Source organism: Pararhizobium sp. DWP1-1-3 (assembly GCF_049896125.1).
Taxonomy (GTDB): domain Bacteria; phylum Pseudomonadota; class Alphaproteobacteria; order Rhizobiales; family Rhizobiaceae; genus Pararhizobium.
In genome coordinates, this window is the sequence record NZ_JAFCTR010000010.1 from 92,286 (window position 1) to 110,615 (window position 18,330).

At 58.8% G+C, this 18,330-nt stretch carries 14 protein-coding genes and 1 pseudogene; 11 read left to right on the forward strand and 4 right to left on the reverse strand.

What is annotated here, in order from left to right; all coding sequences use genetic code 11:
* Positions 1 to 109: 109 nt before the first annotated feature.
* From ACP7BS_RS19780 to ACP7BS_RS19790, 3 genes are all read right to left on the reverse strand, one after another.
* Complete coding sequence (locus ACP7BS_RS19780) at positions 110 to 703, reverse strand: nucleotidyltransferase family protein (protein ID WP_426239563.1); 594 nt, start codon at positions 701 to 703, stop codon at positions 110 to 112.
* 596 nt (positions 704 to 1,299) lie between these two features.
* A complete protein-coding gene (locus ACP7BS_RS19785; protein WP_426239483.1) occupies positions 1,300 to 2,010 on the reverse strand; it encodes a YczE/YyaS/YitT family protein in 711 nt (236 codons plus the stop codon).
* A gap of 136 nt (positions 2,011 to 2,146) precedes the next feature.
* A complete protein-coding gene (locus ACP7BS_RS19790) occupies positions 2,147 to 3,874 on the reverse strand; it encodes an amidohydrolase family protein (protein ID WP_426239484.1) in 1,728 nt (575 codons plus the stop codon).
* Positions 3,875 to 4,024: 150 nt separating this feature from the next.
* Here ACP7BS_RS19790 and ACP7BS_RS19795 point away from each other — a divergent pair, with 150 nt between their 5' ends.
* From ACP7BS_RS19795 to ACP7BS_RS19820, 6 genes and pseudogenes are all read left to right on the forward strand, one after another.
* Positions 4,025 to 4,387: a LysR family transcriptional regulator gene (locus ACP7BS_RS19795; RefSeq protein WP_426239485.1), complete on the forward strand. Its 363-nt coding sequence runs from the start codon at positions 4,025 to 4,027 to the stop codon at positions 4,385 to 4,387.
* The gene (locus ACP7BS_RS19800; RefSeq protein WP_426239486.1) at positions 4,317 to 4,925 is read left to right on the forward strand and encodes a LysR substrate-binding domain-containing protein; all 609 of its coding nucleotides are present in this window, start codon (positions 4,317 to 4,319) and stop codon (positions 4,923 to 4,925) included. The genes ACP7BS_RS19795 and ACP7BS_RS19800 overlap by 71 nt, the downstream gene beginning before the upstream one ends.
* A gap of 220 nt (positions 4,926 to 5,145) precedes the next feature.
* Positions 5,146 to 5,712 (forward strand): TetR/AcrR family transcriptional regulator, encoded by a 567-nt coding sequence (locus ACP7BS_RS19805; RefSeq protein WP_426239487.1) that lies wholly within the window; start codon positions 5,146 to 5,148, stop codon positions 5,710 to 5,712.
* Positions 5,713 to 5,764: 52 nt separating this feature from the next.
* On the forward strand, positions 5,765 to 6,733 hold the full coding sequence (locus ACP7BS_RS19810; protein ID WP_426239488.1) for a quinone oxidoreductase family protein: 969 nt from the start codon (positions 5,765 to 5,767) through the stop codon (positions 6,731 to 6,733).
* Between the two features lie 11 nt (positions 6,734 to 6,744).
* Positions 6,745 to 7,478, forward strand: a pseudogene (locus tag ACP7BS_RS19815) (SDR family oxidoreductase).
* A 114-nt stretch (positions 7,479 to 7,592) separates the two neighbouring features.
* Positions 7,593 to 7,871, forward strand: a complete 279-nt coding sequence (locus ACP7BS_RS19820) for an EF-hand domain-containing protein (RefSeq protein WP_426239489.1) — start codon at positions 7,593 to 7,595, stop codon at positions 7,869 to 7,871.
* Positions 7,872 to 8,177: 306 nt separating this feature from the next.
* Here the strand turns inward: ACP7BS_RS19820 and ACP7BS_RS19825 are convergent, their stop codons facing one another.
* Positions 8,178 to 9,866, reverse strand: a complete 1,689-nt coding sequence (locus ACP7BS_RS19825) for an amidohydrolase family protein (protein ID WP_426239490.1) — start codon at positions 9,864 to 9,866, stop codon at positions 8,178 to 8,180.
* 325 nt (positions 9,867 to 10,191) lie between these two features.
* On the opposite strand from ACP7BS_RS19825, the gene ACP7BS_RS19830 reads away from it, so the two are divergent.
* The 5 genes from ACP7BS_RS19830 to ACP7BS_RS19850 all read left to right on the forward strand — a co-directional run bounded on the left by ACP7BS_RS19830 (position 10,192) and on the right by ACP7BS_RS19850 (position 17,823).
* A complete protein-coding gene (locus ACP7BS_RS19830; protein ID WP_426239491.1) occupies positions 10,192 to 14,154 on the forward strand; it encodes an AAA family ATPase in 3,963 nt (1,320 codons plus the stop codon).
* Entirely contained in the window at positions 14,151 to 15,674 is a 1,524-nt protein-coding gene (locus ACP7BS_RS19835) for a B12-binding domain-containing radical SAM protein (protein ID WP_426239492.1), read from the forward strand. The genes ACP7BS_RS19830 and ACP7BS_RS19835 overlap by 4 nt, the downstream gene beginning before the upstream one ends.
* A 364-nt stretch (positions 15,675 to 16,038) precedes the next feature.
* Positions 16,039 to 16,293, forward strand: a complete 255-nt coding sequence (locus tag ACP7BS_RS19840) for a type II toxin-antitoxin system Phd/YefM family antitoxin (RefSeq protein WP_426239493.1) — start codon at positions 16,039 to 16,041, stop codon at positions 16,291 to 16,293.
* On the forward strand, positions 16,293 to 16,697 hold the full coding sequence (locus ACP7BS_RS19845; protein ID WP_426232410.1) for a type II toxin-antitoxin system VapC family toxin: 405 nt from the start codon (positions 16,293 to 16,295) through the stop codon (positions 16,695 to 16,697). The genes ACP7BS_RS19840 and ACP7BS_RS19845 overlap by 1 nt, the downstream gene beginning before the upstream one ends.
* A gap of 37 nt (positions 16,698 to 16,734) precedes the next feature.
* Entirely contained in the window at positions 16,735 to 17,823 is a 1,089-nt protein-coding gene (locus ACP7BS_RS19850; protein WP_426232411.1) for a site-specific integrase, read from the forward strand.
* Positions 17,824 to 18,330 lie beyond the last annotated feature (507 nt).

Genomic DNA, 18,330 nt, shown 5'->3' on the forward strand with positions numbered 1-18,330 from the left:
TCAAAATCGCCGAGTTGTCCTGTATGGGGCAGTCACTACAAATTTTGACTGCTGAGAATCCTACACCTTGGTCTCAAGAGCTCCGCATTTTCACCGTAGGCAAGGGTCTTTATGCCCGTAAGACACCGCCAGCCTCGATCACATCTTGAGGGGTATCAACATCCATATGTGCTGCGTCTCCGATATCGACTTCGATCACAGGCAGTCCCGACATCTCAACGATGTGCCGCGCGCCGACATCGCCAACAAGGCGTAACACCGCATCGGCTAACGAACGTGGCAGGATGACCGGATTTCCACCTTTGCCGTTTGAAACAGCGCGCACCACCGCCTGACCCAATGAGGACCGAAATGCGGCAATCAGCGCGTCAAGGTCCGCAGTCGTTACCCACGGCATGTCGGCTAGCATGACGAGTACGCCTTGCGGAGTGTTCACGCTTGCGGCTTCGAAGCCAACGATCAGCGAGCTTGCCATGCCCGATGCGTAATTATAATTTTCGACTGATATCACGGCAAGGCCGGAGAGTGCAGATTCGATCTCGGCGCGGCGATGTCCAGTGACAACAACGACCGTGACTGCATCAGCGCCTAGCGCAGCCAACGCGGCACGGCGAACGAGCGGAACGCAGTCAAATTCCGCGAGAAGCTTATGCGCTTTCCCTTTGCCCATGCGGCTAGCCTCACCGGCGGCCAAAAGGACAATGGCGACTGATACGCTATCCTCAAGTTGTCGGCTCTCGTCCTCCAATGGTGATTGCGTTTGGTTGTCTATCGAAAACACTCCTCTGCTATAGCATTGCGATGCCCGCGCTCTGTTCGGCTCCGCATATTCGCCGGAGTGCGATCATCGCATTTGCGAGAGCCGCGTAGCGTCTTGTAATGCCACGCGCGCTTCTCGGGCGTTCGCTTGGCAGTTAACGGACATTGTCAGTCAAGCGTATCACATTATTCCAAGTTGACGCGATATCTGCCAGAGCTGATAGCCCCAGCGAGGTAGATCGCGGGCTTGGCCGAACACACCTATCGCCTTGATACGATATAGATAGCTGTCGCTGTATCCCACCGCGCTTAGATGATCGACGCGTTGCCGATAGGTGTGGCGCATGCGAGTCCGCCAACGAAGTTGACGGACGAAGTTAACGCGCCTCTATTCAGCACCGGATGTCGGTGTGAATCGATCCCTGAGCCCTGATGGATTCTCTTGTTGGTCCGGTCGCCACTGTCTACTACATCATTTTCGCCAGCCAATAAGAGGACCGGCGAAACTCGCCGGCCCTCTTTGCTCTTTGGTCCAGGCCCCTACTTGACCGGGAATTCCAGGCCTTCCGTTCTCGGCATCACTTTCCGTGCCTTGATTTTCTTGAACAGGAAGAAATAGAGCCTGATGTATTGGCCGACCAGGATCGCATTGAGGATCGTGCCCTCACGGATGAACTTGATCTCGCCGAGGAAAGCCAAGCCAATCAAGGCCGACGTGACCAGCAGCGTGCAGTCGAATCCGGTTTTGATGTTGCCCCATTTCCAACCGGTTCGCTTGAAGATCGTGTTGACGAACATGTCGATCGGCATCAGCACAAGATTGGCACGGATCATGAGGAACAGGCCGAAGGCGAGTGCTGCGTCGCCGACGACAAGGAGCAGAACTTTCCAATGGTAGACGTCGAGCTGGATGAACTCGGTGAGCTTCAAGTTCAGATCAAGGCAAGCCGCCAGGACGAATGCCGGGATCAGCGATGCGAAGTTCTTGAGCTTGAAATCCTTGGGCAAGACCAGATAGGTCAGGAAAAGCATGATCAGTTCAAGGATAAAATTGTAGGTGCCCTGACTCAGCGGCGCATAAACCAGGGTCATCGTCCGCGTCATACTACTCTGGGGTGATATGCCGATACCGGCGCGGATCGCCAGACTGACACCGAAGGTCAGGATGTAAATACCGATCACGTACATGATCCATCGCCGGACCAGACTGCCCGTATCGACGATTTCGGCCTCTGCCGCATTATGTGCCATTCATTGTCCCCCCTCATTTTTATGCAAGTTTTCCTGCAATCATTTCACCGGCATAAGCCGGCTGTTTTAATTCAAGACTTGCTCCTCTTCCGGCAGGTGCTCCCCGCACCTGCCGGCGATATCGTTCCCGCCGCCATCAGACCATGAAACGGAACCGATGCAGCGAGATGAACAGGCTGAGCAGCTTGTTTACGACCGGCTCTCCCTTGTTGTGATTGCCGAGTGCCTCAAGCGCGGCATCGATAGCGGCGGTCAAGGATGTCAGCTCGGATACGTTCATGTTTGCCATGACGCCATAGATGTCGAGTGGCAAGACCGCCTTGTCCGTCTTGTTTTCCGTAACGACGCAAGCACCAGCGAAACTGTCCACCCGCTCAAGGCAATGGCACATTTCCGCGCTGTCTTGGCCGACAACAACGAAGTAAGGCTTCGGCGCCGGCCAGAAGGTGGCGACCGCACCGCGATCGACATGCACCCCCTTGAACAGGCCGTTGACCACATGGCGCTTGCCGTCGGCATAGCGTTGGACGACCGACATACGGCTGAGTTTCACACCGTCCAGCTCTGCCACGACCTTTCCGTCCTTCAGCGATACCCAGACCTCCTGGTAAAACCTGGCGTGACCGCGGCCGTAGACGTCGAAGAGGAGAACCTTTGCTTGTGTGCCATCTGCGGAGATCTCCAGCGGCGCGAGGTCCAGTTGCTCCGGGGTCAGGTCATTGAGCCCCAGTACACCCTGCTTGCACATGCCGGAATAATTGATCTCGGCATTCTTCAGGAGCATGCGGTCTTTCGCGACCAACTCGCCATCCTTGAACACATAGAGCGGATTGATCTTCGAAAGGCTGTCCGTCAGAACGATATCGGCGAAACGGCCCGGGGTGAGCGAGCCGAGCTGGTCTTCCATATGGAAGGACCGCGCCGTGTTATACGTCGCCATCTTGATCGCATGGATAGGGTTGATGCCCATCTCGACGCAAAGAGAGATGATCCAATCCATGTGACCCATGGTCAGCAGGCGCTCGATGGAGATGTTGTCGGTGCAGAGCATGAAGTTATCGGTCGGCCATTTGCGGTCGACAATAGCGCTCAGAAGCACCTTGATCACCTCGCTCGAGCCGACCCCGAATTTGATATGGGTCGGGAAACCGTAACGGATGCTTTTTTCGATATCATTTTCGTTCCAGACATCGTGATTGTTGGAAACACCAATGGCCGGCAGGTAGTTCAGCATCATGTCCGAGAGTGCAGTAACACCCCAATGGCCGTTCATGAAGCCGCCCTTGGCGCGCACCCAGGACGCCTTACGGAAGTCGTCGTCGCTGCCGGAGCTGTAGGTGAAGTGCTCAAACTCGCCGAGCCCAATGACGGGCTCCATGTCCAGAACCGCCTTGGTGACTGCAGCGGATGTCTTCTTGCCTGGCGCGAAGGCGTAGAGCCGATAAGGAAGCTGATCATAGTCCTGAAATAATTTTTCGGCCGCCTTCGCACCCTCCTCGCCAGCCGCACTCAGGAGGTCCAGGCACTCGGCAAATATGGTCGTCGTTCCACAGGGCACCATGGCTTCTGCAAGAGCCGTTGGATGCGCCAGCTGGGATTCAAAGTGGATATGGGCGTCGATCAAACCTGGTATCGCGTATAGACCCTGACCGTCGAAGACTTCCTTGACCTTCAGTATGTCCTCGTCAGGATTGAGCGCGATGATGCGCTTGTCATAGACAAGGATTGAGCCGTGATAGACGGTCTCTCCATGAACATCGAGAATGTTCAGGTTCTTTAGAAGAAGGTCCGCCTCGCCTCGACCTTCAAGGATATCGAATATCGCACGCACCTTGTCGTAATGTGCAGCTTCCAATGTGTTCAAGTCTTTCCTCCACTCTATCCAGCGGCATTCCTAGCAAGCGCCAGGCATGTTCCGCAGGTTCCGTGGAGGATAAGAAAGGATTGCACTGCTTCCGAAAAGCAGTATTTTCCGCGCAGTTCGTACGCTTTTTGAGAACGGTGGAAATCACCCATGCTGCATTCACGGGTCCTGCGCTACATCGACGAAGTCGCACGCTGCGGTTCGATCCGGGCAGCAGGTGAGCGGCTTAATGTAGCACCGTCTGCAATCAACAAGCACATCCTTCAATTGGAGGAGGCGATCGGCGAACCCTTATTTGAGCGCCTGCCGCGTGGACTGCGATTGACACCGGCTGGGGAAATTCTTGTTGCCCATGTCCGCCGTACAATCAAGGAATTCAGTCAGGTAGAGGCCGACATCCGCGACATGAAGACCCTCCAAAGCGGAGATCATTATCGCCACGATGGGCGGGCTGGCCGGCGGCATCGTGCCGAAGACTGCAGCGCATTTCGCCACGCGTCACCCGAGACTTAAAATCACGATCCGGGTGATGTTCGTGCACGATATCGTGCAGACCCTACTGGACGGAAAGGCAGATCTCGGCCTCGCTTTCAATCTTCCGTCTGTCCCGCAACTGGAAACACTTTGGAAAATGGACACGCGGCTTGGCGCGGTGGTATCACCAGAGCATCCACTCGCAGGACAGGAGTCCATTCCATTGTCTGCCTGCCAGCCATACCCGTTAATCTTTGCTGACAAGCCGATGCTGATCCATGGTATTGTCGCCAATGCTTTTGCCGAGGCGGGCATCTCGGTAGAGCCGGCCTTCCTAGCGAATTCGATCGAGGCGATGAAGTCCCTGGCATCAGCCAGTGATGGCATAGCATTTCTCAGCAGGTTCGATGTCGCGGAAGAACAACGCAATGGCGTCCTGACCTACGTGCAGATTCGGGACCGAACGATCGGCAAGAACGTCCTCTCGCTCGTACAGCGTGAAAAGCGCAACCACGGCCTCGCCGCCACGATGTTCGCTGAGGAAATCATCCGTGCACTACGCGGCGTGGCGGAGTAGTGCCACAAGTTGGATCTCATCGCAATTCAGCAACGCAGCCTATGTGCGCGTCTCTCGCCTTGAAAGGATGTGAACGAGCGACACGTCATTGATGAAGGCATCACTCTCCCAACCGCTTGCGATAGAACGTTTATTTATACTTAGCGAGCGGATTTTGTACAGATTTGAATTTTCCTGCTCCAATCTTGACTGTTCAGTCTAGAATTCATATATCGGCCTTATGGCAAGAACAAAAGAGTTTGACAAAGAAGCAGCCGTTGATGCCGCAATCGGTGTTTTTCGTGAACATGGCTTTGAGGGCACCTCGACGGCAATGCTCGTTGACGCTATGAAGATTGGTCGCCAAAGCCTCTACGATACGTTCGGAGATAAATGGCAGCTTTATCGCTCGGCGGTCGAGCACTACGCCGCTTCAGAGACGAACGCGCATCTAGCAGCCCTAAGGAGTCGAGAAGACGCGATGGATGGCATTCGAGCCATGCTGGACCGCGTCGTCGAGACCGCTGAGCAGAGTTGCCTTGGTATCGGATCAATCTGCGAGTTCGGTCAGAGCCGTCCGGAACTCTCAGCATTGCAACAGGTCGCCGACCGCCGGCTGAAGCAGGCAGCGATTTCGCGGATCGCGGAAGCGCAAGCCGCCGGTGATATCGATCACTCTCTGTCAGTCGCAGACGCAGCAGACTTCCTCTTTGCAAATGTCGCAGCGATCCGCATTGCGGGGCGGGGCGGCGCCGATCGTCCCCATCTCAAATCACTGGGTATGATGGCGCTTCGCGCTTTAACCTGACCGCAAAAATTTTTGCTCAATTCTGGAATAAGCAGTCAAGAAAGGAATGATCATGAAGGCAGTCGTCATGAACGGAATTGGATCTTCAACCCAATTGGCAGTGGTCGATCGTAATGTGCCCTCAGTTACACCAGGACGAGTAATCGTGGAGCCCGCTGCCGCAGGTGTAAATTTCATGGATATCGGCGTGAGACAGGGTATGGCGTGGACGACGATACCAAACCCAAAGGTCCTCGGCGTGGAAGGGGCAGGCCGCGTGATCGCTGTCGGCGAGGGCGTCGACACAATCGCGCCTGGCGATCGCGTCGCCTGGGTTTATGAACCCGGCAGCTATGCCGAACAGGTGTCAGTGCGCGCGGACGCACTTGTGAAAATACCCGACGGCATCGATGACCGGACGGCTGCGGCGGTAATGATGCAGGGCCTCACTGCCAGTCATTTTGCGACCGATTTCTACCCCGTACAACCGGGCGATATAGCGCTTGTCCATGCCGCTGCCGGCGGTGTTGGCCTGCTTCTCACGCAGATCATCAAACTACGCGGTGGCACGGTCATCGGCCGTGTCTCTTCCGAAGCAAAGATCGCGATCGCGCGTGAAGCCGGTGCGGACCACGTCATTGTCGATCGCGACGGGAATTTTGCAGACGAGGTTCTCCGACTGACCGACGAGATAGGCGTGAATGTCGTTTATGACGGCTCAGGCCCTACAACCTTCGACGGCTCACTCAAGTCTCTTCGTCGCTCCGGTACGTTTTGCTGGTTCGGGCCAGTACTTGGCGGACCGGGACCGCTTGACATCATGAGCCTGCCGAAAAGCATCAAGATTGGCTACGCCACCTTCTTCGATCACATCCATACGACCGAGCTGCTGTGCGCCCACAGCCAACAACTGTTCGACTGGATTGAGAGTGGCGATTTGAAGGTCAACATCGGCGGCACCTACCCCCTCAGCGAAGCCGCCAAGGCTCATGACGATATGGAAAGCCGCCGGACTACAGGCAAACTTCTGCTCATTCCCTGATGGAGACCACAATGGATAGGAAAGATCACAGCCGAGCAGCCCTGGTGTTCGGAGGTTCGCGGGGCATTGGCGCCGCGATTGCGCAACGCTTGGCAGCCGATGGTTTTCAGGTGGCCTTGACCTATGTTTCGCGCCCGGATAGGGCCGCAGATGTCGTGGCCAACATTCAAGCCACGGGGGGTCTGCGATCGCAATCCGGGCGAACAGTGCCGATCCGGTCGACATCCGCGCCGCTGTCGAGATGACCGTCTCGACATACGGCACCCTCGATGTGGCCGTCGTCAATGCTGGTGTTCTCAAGATGGGGTCGATTACCGATTTCCCGGTTGAAGACCTTGATCTGTCGCTTGGCATTAACGTGCGTGGTGTCTACCTGGCAATCCAGTCAGCTAGCCGGCAGATGAAGGATGGTGGTCGTATTATCACAATCGGAAGCAACACCGCAGCGAGAACCGGATCTGCAGCCGGTACAGTTTATGCCATGACCAAGGCTGCGGTCGCCGCGATGACCAAGGGGATCGCGCTCGATCTCGCGCCGCGGCGCATCACCGTCAACAATATCCAGCCCGGCCCCACGGAAACCGACATGACGGCCGATATGGTGTCGGCGTTGAAGGATATGATCCCCTTGAGGCGTGTGGGACAGCCCACGGAGATCGCAGCTCTCGCTGCATACCTGACGAGTGCAGAAGCTGGTTATATGACAGGTACAAGCCTGACCATCGATGGCGGCTTTGTTCTCTGAAACCCGTGCCCGACCTTCGGGGCGGCAGGCAGCGAGCGGGGCACCGCAACAACACACACCTGAGGGACTGCGATCGTGACGTCGATTGATAATTCCAACCCGCCCGGGACAATTTTGAACAACGCCTTTGCAAAGTTTGACAAGGACGGCGACGGCAAGCTGAATGCCGACGAGTTTAAAAAATTCAACGAGATTCTGAAACCCGGTATGGCGCTAGACGATACAGGGCAACCGGCGGTCTATTATAGCGAGCGGATGGATCATGACGGAGATGGAGAGGTGAGCCAGGACGAAATGAACACGACCGGTGTTCTGATGCCGTCACGCCTGACCGATTCCAATTTCCGATCCATCTGGACTATCTCCGCCGCAAAGGCGACCGCTAGCGCTTGATGCAGCAGCCCTCCTTGAAGAAGAAGCACGGAAACGTAGGCTCAGTTGAAAAGGACGGCCATTTGAAACGCTCGCTCCTTTCCGGGTCACTCGCGGTTGATCGGATAGAACTCCGTCGGGATCGAATCCGGACCGTCGCCGGTGTGCACCTTCACCATCAGATCGAGCTCGGCGCATTTCCTCAAGTCCAGGCGCAGCGTCCTGTTGATTTGCCAATGCTGGCTGCGGAACGCCGATTTCGGCTGACGATTTTACGGCGGTGTAAAAACCGGTTGGCGCACTGGCTGGAACCCGGTTTGCGGTGTGTCAGGCCAAGTCGAAATTTGCAAGCCAGTCCGTATCCATATCGTGTTTGTGGCAATACTCGAAAAGCCGTTTGCGGGTTTTTCCGGGGCGGCCAAGGCCGAGATAGCGGGAGGCATTTCTCCAGAGAATATTCTGCTGGTGCTGCGCGCTGACATTTGCCAGGGTCAACTCGCCGGTGATCTTGCTGACATAGCTGTTATAATTCTTTTCCAGCGCCATCATCGACCAGTCCGTGCCGAACATCAGTTGGGTGGCGTTGGGATCGTATTTTGCGAGCCAATCGCTCAACAGGCTGCGAATATCTCCCTGAAGCTTGGTGTCGTCACTACTGACGAGTTCGCTGAGATAGCTCAGGTCGGCAAACAAGTGCGGGCGTCGTCCGTGATCGAACGTTTCGCCGATGATCTCCTCCCAGCTGGGCGCGCCGTCGAACTTGTCGTCGTTGCAGGAGACCATGACGCCCGTCGGATGTCCCGGCCGCAGGACCTCGTCGAAGGCACCGAAATGAGCGAGGTTGATACGCAGGTCGTTGTATTTGTTGGTATCAAGAAGCCGCTTCCAGTATTTCGGGCTGGCAAGGTTGCCATAGCCGCAGGCTGCTCCAATGCTGTTTTCGGCATGCGCCATGATCGGAACGTCGTTGTTCCGGCACCAATTGTAGAGCCGCGCCAGTGCCGCATCGACCTTTCCGCCGTTTCCCCAGGCCTTGAAGCCCATGGGCGGATAGAGTTTGACGCCGATGAAGCCTTTTTCCAGGATGGCATATCTGACATTGCGCATGGCGGAGTCCGGCTGTTCCGCCTCGCGGTGCGGATCGAAGCCGACAAAGCTGTGCATGTGAATGCCGGTCGATTTGGTGATCACGCGCTGGACTTCTTCCATGACATCGACCTGTTCGCGCTGCGACGAAACCTTGCCGCCGATCGATTTTTCGAAATCCAGAATGCTCGGCGTGATCAGTGACATCTGGCATTTGGACGCGAATATGCGAATATAATTGCGGGCCAGTTCCTCCCGGTATTCCTGCATGAGACTGACGAACGAAAAATAGGTGCTGAACTTGCCCTGGCTGCGCGCAGCGGCCGCCAGAGCATTGGTATCGACCTGCGTCATCGATCGGGCATTGCGCTGAAAGGTTGCGGGCAGGTCGGCATCGGCGGCAAACTCGTCCAAAAGCCCCTGATAATCAGGAGCGCCGGTTACCGTGCGCAGCGAAAATTCGTTGGCTGACCGGTCTCCGCGCGAGAGTTCGGCCAGCGTCTCGAATGCCTTTCGCAACTGCTCCTCCCGGCGGCGCTTGATGGTCTCACCCGATGGCCGCGTCGCCCGCTTTTCCAGAATGGCAAGCTCGCTCCTGGCCGTCGGCGCCAGGTCACCGAGTGCCACGACCATGAAAACCACGAAAGCGTCAAGGCGGCGCTTATATTCCTCGTCGCTGCGAGCCAGCGTAAACTCCGGCTTGGTCTCCCTCAGCGCCACGTAACGGACGAGCCCCTCGACCGGGACGTCGGCGGCATTGAAGAAGTGACAATGGACATCGATGATCGGGTGGCTGAGTTGACAGGCGCCGGGTTTGGGAAGCGTGATGTCACACCCGGAAAGAATGCCCAACATTGCGCCCCAGGCGCCGAGCCGCAAGACATCCCGGCGGGCGATAGCGGCGGTGGTGCCGGTCCAATCGCTGTCCATATCTGCCCCTGTCGTTGCCGCTCCCTTTGCCTGCAACGGCTCAACAATAACCCGCAGACGAATTGAAGGGAACCGGTTTTTACTTGTGGTGCTCATGAGCAGACGGCGCAATCGATGCAGCTTCCGGTCGGATCGCAGGCATGTTACTGTAAAATATAAGGGGATTGTCTGCGTGGTTATCAGTGCCGGCAAGTACGAAATCCAACGTTATCTGCCGGGGGCCTTGGTTCAATGGTCCTCTTTGGCAGCGACGGAAATTGCCTGCCCCATACGCGAAGAATTTCTCGGATCATTACTTCTCGTAGACATCTCAGGTTCTACCAAATTGACTGCCAAACTGTCCGAAGGTGATCGTGCCAAGGGGGCCGAACGGATCAGTCAGCTTCTGAACGGCTTCATGAGCCAGTTGGTCAACCATATCGAGGCATCCGGTGGTACAGTCTTCAATTTCGGAGGCGATAGTCTGCTGGCCGGCTGGCGGGCGCTTTCGGCAGACGAGATCGCGCAGGCGACGTGGCGCAGCTGCGATTGCGCGGTGCGCATCCGCGAGCGGTTCGAAGTCCCCACCATGCCGGAAGGCGCCATCCAGCTACGCACGGCAGTTGGGGCAGGCGATATCGCGCTGCTTCATCTGATGCCAAGCGCAAGTCAACGCTGGCTGGTCGTCAGCGGCGACTGTTTTTCCCAGGTCGATCATTGCGGCCAACTGAGCGATGCAGGAGAGATCCTCCTATCGAGCGATGCGTGGCGGCTGGTCATCCGGCGCGCAACGGGGCAGCCTGGGCGAGAGGGAACCATACGTTTCGAAGGGATCGAGCCTTATCCCATGGTTGAAAGCCGCAAGGTCAAAGTGCCTGCCGTCTCCAAAAACCTTGGCATCTATCTGCCGAAAGCGCTGCGCGACCGCTTGCTCTCGCCGCTGTCGGAATGGCTTGCGGATCTGCGCTCCGTCACCGCGATGTTTGCCCATATCCCCGGCCACGAACTGGATACCGATCTCGACCGGCTGAATGAACTTGTCGCCCTCTCGATCTCCATCGTCACCAATGCGGGTGGCGAAGTCCTGCACACTCTGCTGCATTCAAGTGGGCTCGAGGTCGTTGCGGTTTTCGGACTTCCCGGTGGAACCCATACCGACAATGCCCGACGTGCCGTTCTTGCGGCACTGCGGTTTTCGAGCGAGCTTGACGGCGCGGGCCATGGCCTTTCGGTCGGGATTGCCACCGGAGAAACCTTCTGCGGCGCGCTGGGCGCTGCGCATCGCTCCGACTACACGGTGGTGGGCGAAGCAGCGAACACGGCGGCGCGGCTGGCAAGCGTTGCGGCTGGGCGCATCCTCGTCGACAGTGCAACGGCCCATGAAACGGCGGGCCATGTGACGTTCGCGGGTCCCTGGTCGCTGTCCGTGCCGGGCGTTCGCGGCGGTGTCGCCGCCTTCGTGCCACTTTCCGCGCAAGGGGGCGTAGTCAGCGCCGGCGCTCCGGCGCTGGTAAACCGGGTGTCTGAGCTCGATGTCCTGACGCGTTACGTCGATGAGAGCGGCAGCGAAAAGGCAGGCGTTCTCGTCATCCGCGGCGATCCGGGTATCGGAAAATCGGCTTTGCTGCGGACATTCGTCGAACGGTGCCGGGACCGGGGGTTGCGGGTTCTGGTCGGCGGCGCCGACGATATCGAGCGCGCAGCGCCCTATTTCGCCTGGCGGGCGATCATTCGAGAGCTGATCGGGTTGGGCGATCTACGTGGCCTCGAAGCCACCGAAAAAGTTCATCGCTTCTTCGATAGCCGCCCGGACCTGGCACCCCTGGCGCCGCTTCTCAACGATGCCATGGATCTGACGCTGCCGGAAACGGCGGAGATGCAGGCGATGTCCGGTGACGGGAGGTCGCACAACCTGCGCAAACTGCTGTACAAGCTCTTGACCGGTATGACGCAGCCGGTCGGCCTGATCGTGCTCGAGGATGTTCATTGGCTGGATGAAGTGTCCGGCCTCTTGCTGGGGCGGCTGATTTCCGGAGCGGTGCCCATCCCTATCATCGTCTCCACGCGCAATGCCGAGACGGCAGGGGATCTCCAGCGGTGGGCGGGATTGCAGGAATTCGCATTGCAATCGCTTGATCTGATGCCGCTTGGTTTCGAGGACACGACGGATCTCGTACGCTCATTCATGCGGTCCGATTCACCTTCCGGCGGCTTCGATGAAATGGTCTATGCTCAATCGGCGGGCAACCCCTTCCTGATCGGCGAAATCTGCCGGATGATCAGCGAGCGTGGCGCCATGAGCGGCGGTTCCGCAGCGGCAACGCCGATCAGCGGCAACCGGCCGAGCGAAAGCGCATTGCTCAGCATCGCCAAGGTCACGGTTCTCAGCCGGACCGACAGGCTGCCCCCGGATCAACAGGTGCTGCTGAAACTGGCCAGCGCGTTGGGGTCGACCTTCGCTGCCGCTGATCTTGCCGCGCTGCCGCCGATCCAGCAGACGGATCCGAACATTGGCGAGTGCCTTTCCCGGCTGCAGAACGCGCATCTTATCAAGCCGGCGGCGGATCGGCCGGATCATTTTGTCTTCAGCCACGCCATCATTCGCAAGGCGATCTACGACAGTATGCTGGCTGAACAGCGCCGCGAGGCGCACCGGGCGATCGCCCGGACGATGGAGGAGAGCCGGCAGCCCGACAATGCTGAGAACCTGCCTCTCATTCTCAGTCATTGGGAGCGGGCTGAAGAGGCGGCGCTGTCGTTCAACTATCTCGATCGCGTCGCCGAGTTGCGGCTGCGGCAATTCGACAACGAGGTCGTCGTGGAGCTGATCAACCGCTTCTTCCGCACGGCGAAGGAGCTGGCGATCGAGATCAACCCGGCGAGACGGGCGGCGGCCTGCTTTCTGCTCGGCGAAGCCAGCCTCAATCTTGGCAGGGCGGTTCCGGCGCGCCAAGCCTATGAGGAAGGCCTTCGCCTTTCGGGGGTTCCGTTGCCGGGATCGTTTGCCAGCCTGGCGCTGCATCTGGTCCTCGACGTCGGCGAACAGGTATGGCGGCGGTTGCGGCACAGGGATGCGACATGGGTGCTGAAAAGGGAGATCGCGCAATCGCAATCCGATCCCTTCCTTCTGGCGGCCAAAGCCCACGAGGATCTGACCCGGATCTATTATTTCACCAGCGAGAAGCTGCGGCTGGTGCACGCGACGCTGCGGGCAACCAACCTTGCCGAGCGCAATACCCTGGTCTCGCCTACAATGGCGGTCAACTATGCCAGCCTCGGAGCGATCTGCGGGGTCATTCCGCTCCGCCGGCAGGCCGCCCATTACAGCCGGATCGCCAGTGCCTTGTCCGATCGCGTCGATCGTCCGGGGACGCGGGTACGGGTTCATCTGCTTGCGGGGCTCTACCAGACGAGCATTGGCAGCTGGAATGAAGCGAAGGATGAATTCGAGGCGGGCCTCGGGCATGCCGCGGCGGTGGGTGATCTGCGCCGCTGGTGCGAACTCGCCGTCGGCCTGGAGACAATCTGCGGTCCATGGCTGCTGACCCCGGCCTTCAACGGCATCGCCCCCTGGGAGCTGCTGGTCACGCGCATCTGCGACGAGGGCCGTCGGCGAGGCGATATCCAGGTTCTCGGATGTGGCCTGCTTGGCGGCATCCGCGGGCATGCAGCGCTTGGCGATCGGGAGGCGATGGCCCCGATGCTCGACGAGCTTGGCCTGATCATCACGGACCGGGCCGGTGGCCTTGAACTCGTGCATTGCGTCGAGGGTGCCTCCTTCCTTGCCGAGCAGGCGCACGGCCACGACGCGAGAGAGGCGGCAAGATCCTGGTTCGACAGAGGCATGCAATGGTGCGCCGATCTCAATCCGGCGATGAAGACGCGCACTCTGCCGGCTTTGGTGCGGCTGTTCGATGTGGCGATCGAGCAGGGCGACGACAAGCTGATGGCGGCCAGCTCGGTCCTTGCCAAACTTTGGCGCTTTGCCCGCGTCTATCCGGTCGGCCGTCCGGCGGCGCTTCTGGCCGAGGCGACGCTGCGGGGCCGGCTGGGTCAGACCCGCCGCGCCGAACGGGCGGCCAGCGAAGCCTTTGACGAGGCGGTACGGCTTGCAGCACCGGCCATGGCGGCGGCTGCCCTACAGCATCCCGCCGGACCCGCAGATGCCGCACACCGGCGCCAGTTCGAAGAGCTGCTCGCCGGCACAGCAGCGCCGTGGGGTGATGTCATTCGCATCGACAATGGCGGCGTGGATTTTCGCGCACCGCCGCCGGCGGCACCGACCTTGCGCCAGCGAGGCTGGCAATGAATGGGCTTCGGCGTCCGCGCGTTCTGATCGTTCTTGCCCATTTCGACGAAACCCGAAACCCGCGTGGCCGCCCCGATTTCATTCCGCAGGGCATGGGGCATGTGTTCCTGGCGGGAGCCTTCAACAGGGAGAGGGTCGACGTCCGGATCTACAGCGAATTCCAAAGCGGGCCGCTGATCGACGAGGCCGCCTTCTGCGAACAGGACATGCTGGTGCTGACCGGCGTCACCGCCGCCTTCGATCGCATGCGCCATCTGACGGCCTATGTCCGTACCAAATCTCCAGGTTGCGTCGTGGTGGTGGGCGGCCCTGCGGCGCGCAATCTGCCGGTCTCAAGCGCTGAATGTTTCGACTATGTCTGCGATGGCGACGTGGAGCAGATGCAGGATGTTGCCCGCGCCGTGTTCGGGGAGTCTGCGGCTTCGGAGATGCTGTTGCCGCGGCTCGATCTGGTCAACTGGGGAGGCCCGGTCAATTATGTCGAAACCAGCCGCTACTGCAATTTCAAATGCAGCTTCTGCGCGCTGACCGGCGAGAGGCGGCACTACCACACCTATGATCTCTCCTATATCGAGGCCCAGATACGCGGCGCTCGTCCCAACAAATACATCCTTTTCATCGACAACAATTTCTACGGCAACAGCCGGGACGTCTTCCTCGCCAAGCTGGAGCTTGTCCGGTCGCTCTGGCGGCAGGGCCTGTTTCTCGGCTGGATTGCCCTCGTCACCGGCGATTTCTTCAAGGATCCGCGCAATCTGGAGCTTGTTCGGGAAGCCGGATGCCTCGGCATTTTCAGCGGCGTCGAGTCGCTCAGCGAAGCCCAGCTGAAGCGATATCAGAAGAAGCAGAATCTCGTCGTGCCGCAGCTTGACGCGATCCGCAACAGTTTGAAGGCCGGCATCGCGTTCCAATACGGGCTGATGTTCGATCCATCGACACAGACCCTTGAGGCGATGCGTGCCGAACTCGACTTCATCACCGGCGAGCGGACAATCCCGCTGCCCGCCTTCCTCAGCCTTGCAATCCCGCTGCTGGGCACTCCGTTGTTTCACGAAAGCCTTGCAGACAGCCGTTTCCTGCCATCGGCCAAGCTGCGTGACATGGATGGCTTTACGCTGATGACCAAGCCGCTCGACGGCGTCGATGATGCCGCTGTCTTCGCGCGGCAATTGGCGCGGCTCGATGGCCATCGCTCGCGTATCTTCTATCACTGCCTCGGCTTCTACATGAACTATCGCCGCTCGCTTTCGAGCCGGCAGATGGCACATCTGCTCGCCAACAGCCTGCGTCTTGCCGTCCCCTCGATTATCCACCGGCGGCGGCTGGAAAAAGAAGCGGCGGGAGAGGCGAGCCTCACCTATGTAACGACGAGCCAGCCGCTCGGGCCGCTCTATACGCCGGCATTTTCGGTTTTGGAAAAATTCCGCAGGCACTTTTCGCCAACAATGATCACCGACGCATCAGGCGTGCTGGATGAGAAGCTGGCTCGTGACCTGGAGGCCCGGCGGCGGACGGACTAGCGTGCCGTCCGTGGTGGTGCGCGCGAGGGAGGCTGAGCTACAGGTGGTAATCTATAGCTACGACGAATATTCTTGCGTGCGCTTTTATGACTAAATAGCCGTGAAAAAGCACCGCGTGCCACTGTCTAAAAACGACCGATAATGTTGCATTATCGCTTATTTCGTCTTGCCGCTTCCGCTGCTGCGTATAAATCTACTGTTAGCCTGATGTAGTATCACCAGCCAAGAGTTGCCATATCGTAAACATGCTCCGCCCCTCCCCCTTACGGTTGCCCACGGTACGTGGCTGCCGTCATCCTAAACGGGCCTTGTCCAAGACCTTGACGCGGTATAAATAGCTAGACAGGCTAGATTGGAGCGGAATATGGAATGGCAGCTACAAGATGCGAAGAACAAGTTTTCAAAGGTTATTCAGAAAGCCGAGTTTGAGGGCCCGCAGGTTGTGACTTTGCGGGGCAAGCGGACTGCAATCGTGCTGTCGGCGAAAGAATATGATGCCCTTAAGGCCGGCCGGCCGACGCTCGTCGACGATCTTCTTGCCGCGCCGCCGTGCGATGATTTGTTTGCCGATTATATTTCGGCCCGCGAACGGTCGCCCAGCCGTGGTTTGGCATCCTGATGTATCTCGTCGATACCAGCCTTGTATGCGAAGCAACACGCGGCGTAGCGGAAGCGGTCACCTGGCTGCGCGCGCAGGACCCTGCCGCCATCTATCTGAGCGTCGTCACACTTGGGGAAATCACGCGCGGGATTGCACAAAAGCAGACGACGGATCGAAGAGCCGCGACCGATCTTGCCGAATGGTTGCGTAAGCTCCGGCATGACCACGCCGGGCAGATACTCCCGGTCACGGATAAGGTGGCCGTGGAATGGGGACGGCTTGCTGCTCTTTGCCCCGGCGGTGATATGGACGGGCTGATCGCAGCCACTGCGATTGTCCATGACCTCATTGTCGTTACGCGCAACAGCGCTGACTTTACCGGCGTCGGCATAGCTGTCATCAATCCGTGGGATCTCGCTTGATGGTGTTGAAGGTGTTGAAGGTGTTGAAGGTGCTGATATGACGGGTGACAAAAGCCAAACTATCCCTCCTGAGGCTGGTTCTCCTGTCCCTCTTCCCGCGGTCTCTGACGCGGCCTCTGTCGACCGGTCCACCACTCTTCCTGCCCACCTCGATGGTCTTGCCGATCGTGCCCGCGGTTATGTCGAGGCCGCCAGCTCCGCCAATACGCGGCGTGCCTATGCGAGCGACTGGAAGCATTTTGCTGCCTGGTGCCGGCGCCAATCTCTTTCCACCCTCCCACCTGAGCCGCAGATTGTCGGGCTATACGTCACCGCCTGCGCGTCCGGTGCCGTTGGTGCAGACAGAAAGCCTAACTCCGTTTCGACGATCGAACGCCGTCTTTCCTCCCTCACCTGGAATTACGCACAGCGCGGTCAGCCGCTTGATCGCAGGGACCGGCACATTGCGACGGTTATGGCAGGCATCCGCAACAGTCACGCCCGGCCGCCGGTGCAGAAAGAAGCGGTTATGCCGGAAGACATCATAGCCATGCTTGAGACGCTCGACCGCGGAACGCTACGCGGGTTGCGTGACCGGGCGATGCTGCTGATCGGTTTTGCCGGCGGGCTTCGCCGCTCCGAGATTGTAGGGCTGGATGTCAAGAAGGACCAGACGGAGGATGGTCGGGGGTGGATCGAGTTATTGGACAAGGGCCTGATCGTCACCCTGCGGGGAAAAACCGGCTGGCGCGAGGTTGAGATCGGCCGTGGTTCGTCGGACGCCACCTGCCCTGTCGCTGCGCTCGATACATGGCTGAGGCTGGCCCGGATCGCGCACGGCCCATTGTTCCGGCGAGTGACGGGTCAAGGCAAAGCCGTGGGCGCCGACCGTCTGAACGATCAGGAAGTCGCCCGCCTGGTCAAACGGGCAGCACTTGCTGCCGGCGTGCGCGGGGATCTCACCGAGGGCGAGCGGGCGCTAAAATTCTCCGGCCACTCGTTGCGCGCCGGCCTCGCCTCTTCGGCGGAGGTAGACGAGCGTTACGTGCAAAAGCAACTCGGCCATACGTCGGCGGAGATGACGCGCAAGTATCAACGCCGCCGTGACAGATTCAGAGTCAATCTGACGAAGGCTGCCGGCCTCTGAGCGATTCTGCGCCACTGGAGGATTGAAGCATCAACTCCGATGAGGTGGATGTCCTTGCAAACATGGTTTTGGAATCTTCTCACTGCAATGAGACAGCGGTGACCGTTGTTTCTCGTCTCGCGAACTGGCGGTGGAGCAGGGACCTGTGAGCTGTGGATGATGCGCCCCAAGCGGTAGCCGCCTACTCCCACATCCAAAGTCTCTCATGAGCTTTCTCTGCCAGAGCGCCAGTCTTACGCAATTGTTGGCAGGCTCAGCGCGCAAAAATATGGCTCGTTGCTTGACTGCAGACCGATAAGGAGCGGGATCATCGCGCCCTCCATTGCCCGAAATTGTCGTTGCGAGGCGTCGCTATGCAACGGGAGCGAACGGACGCCGCCATGCGAGCACGGATACCACCGTCGGCCGTAACGGCTGTAGATGAATTGGGAGCCATGCCAACGACAAGCCTAATCCTTACAATCAGGGCCGGGCGCAGTTGCGATGCCGATTGCAAATGGCCGGCCG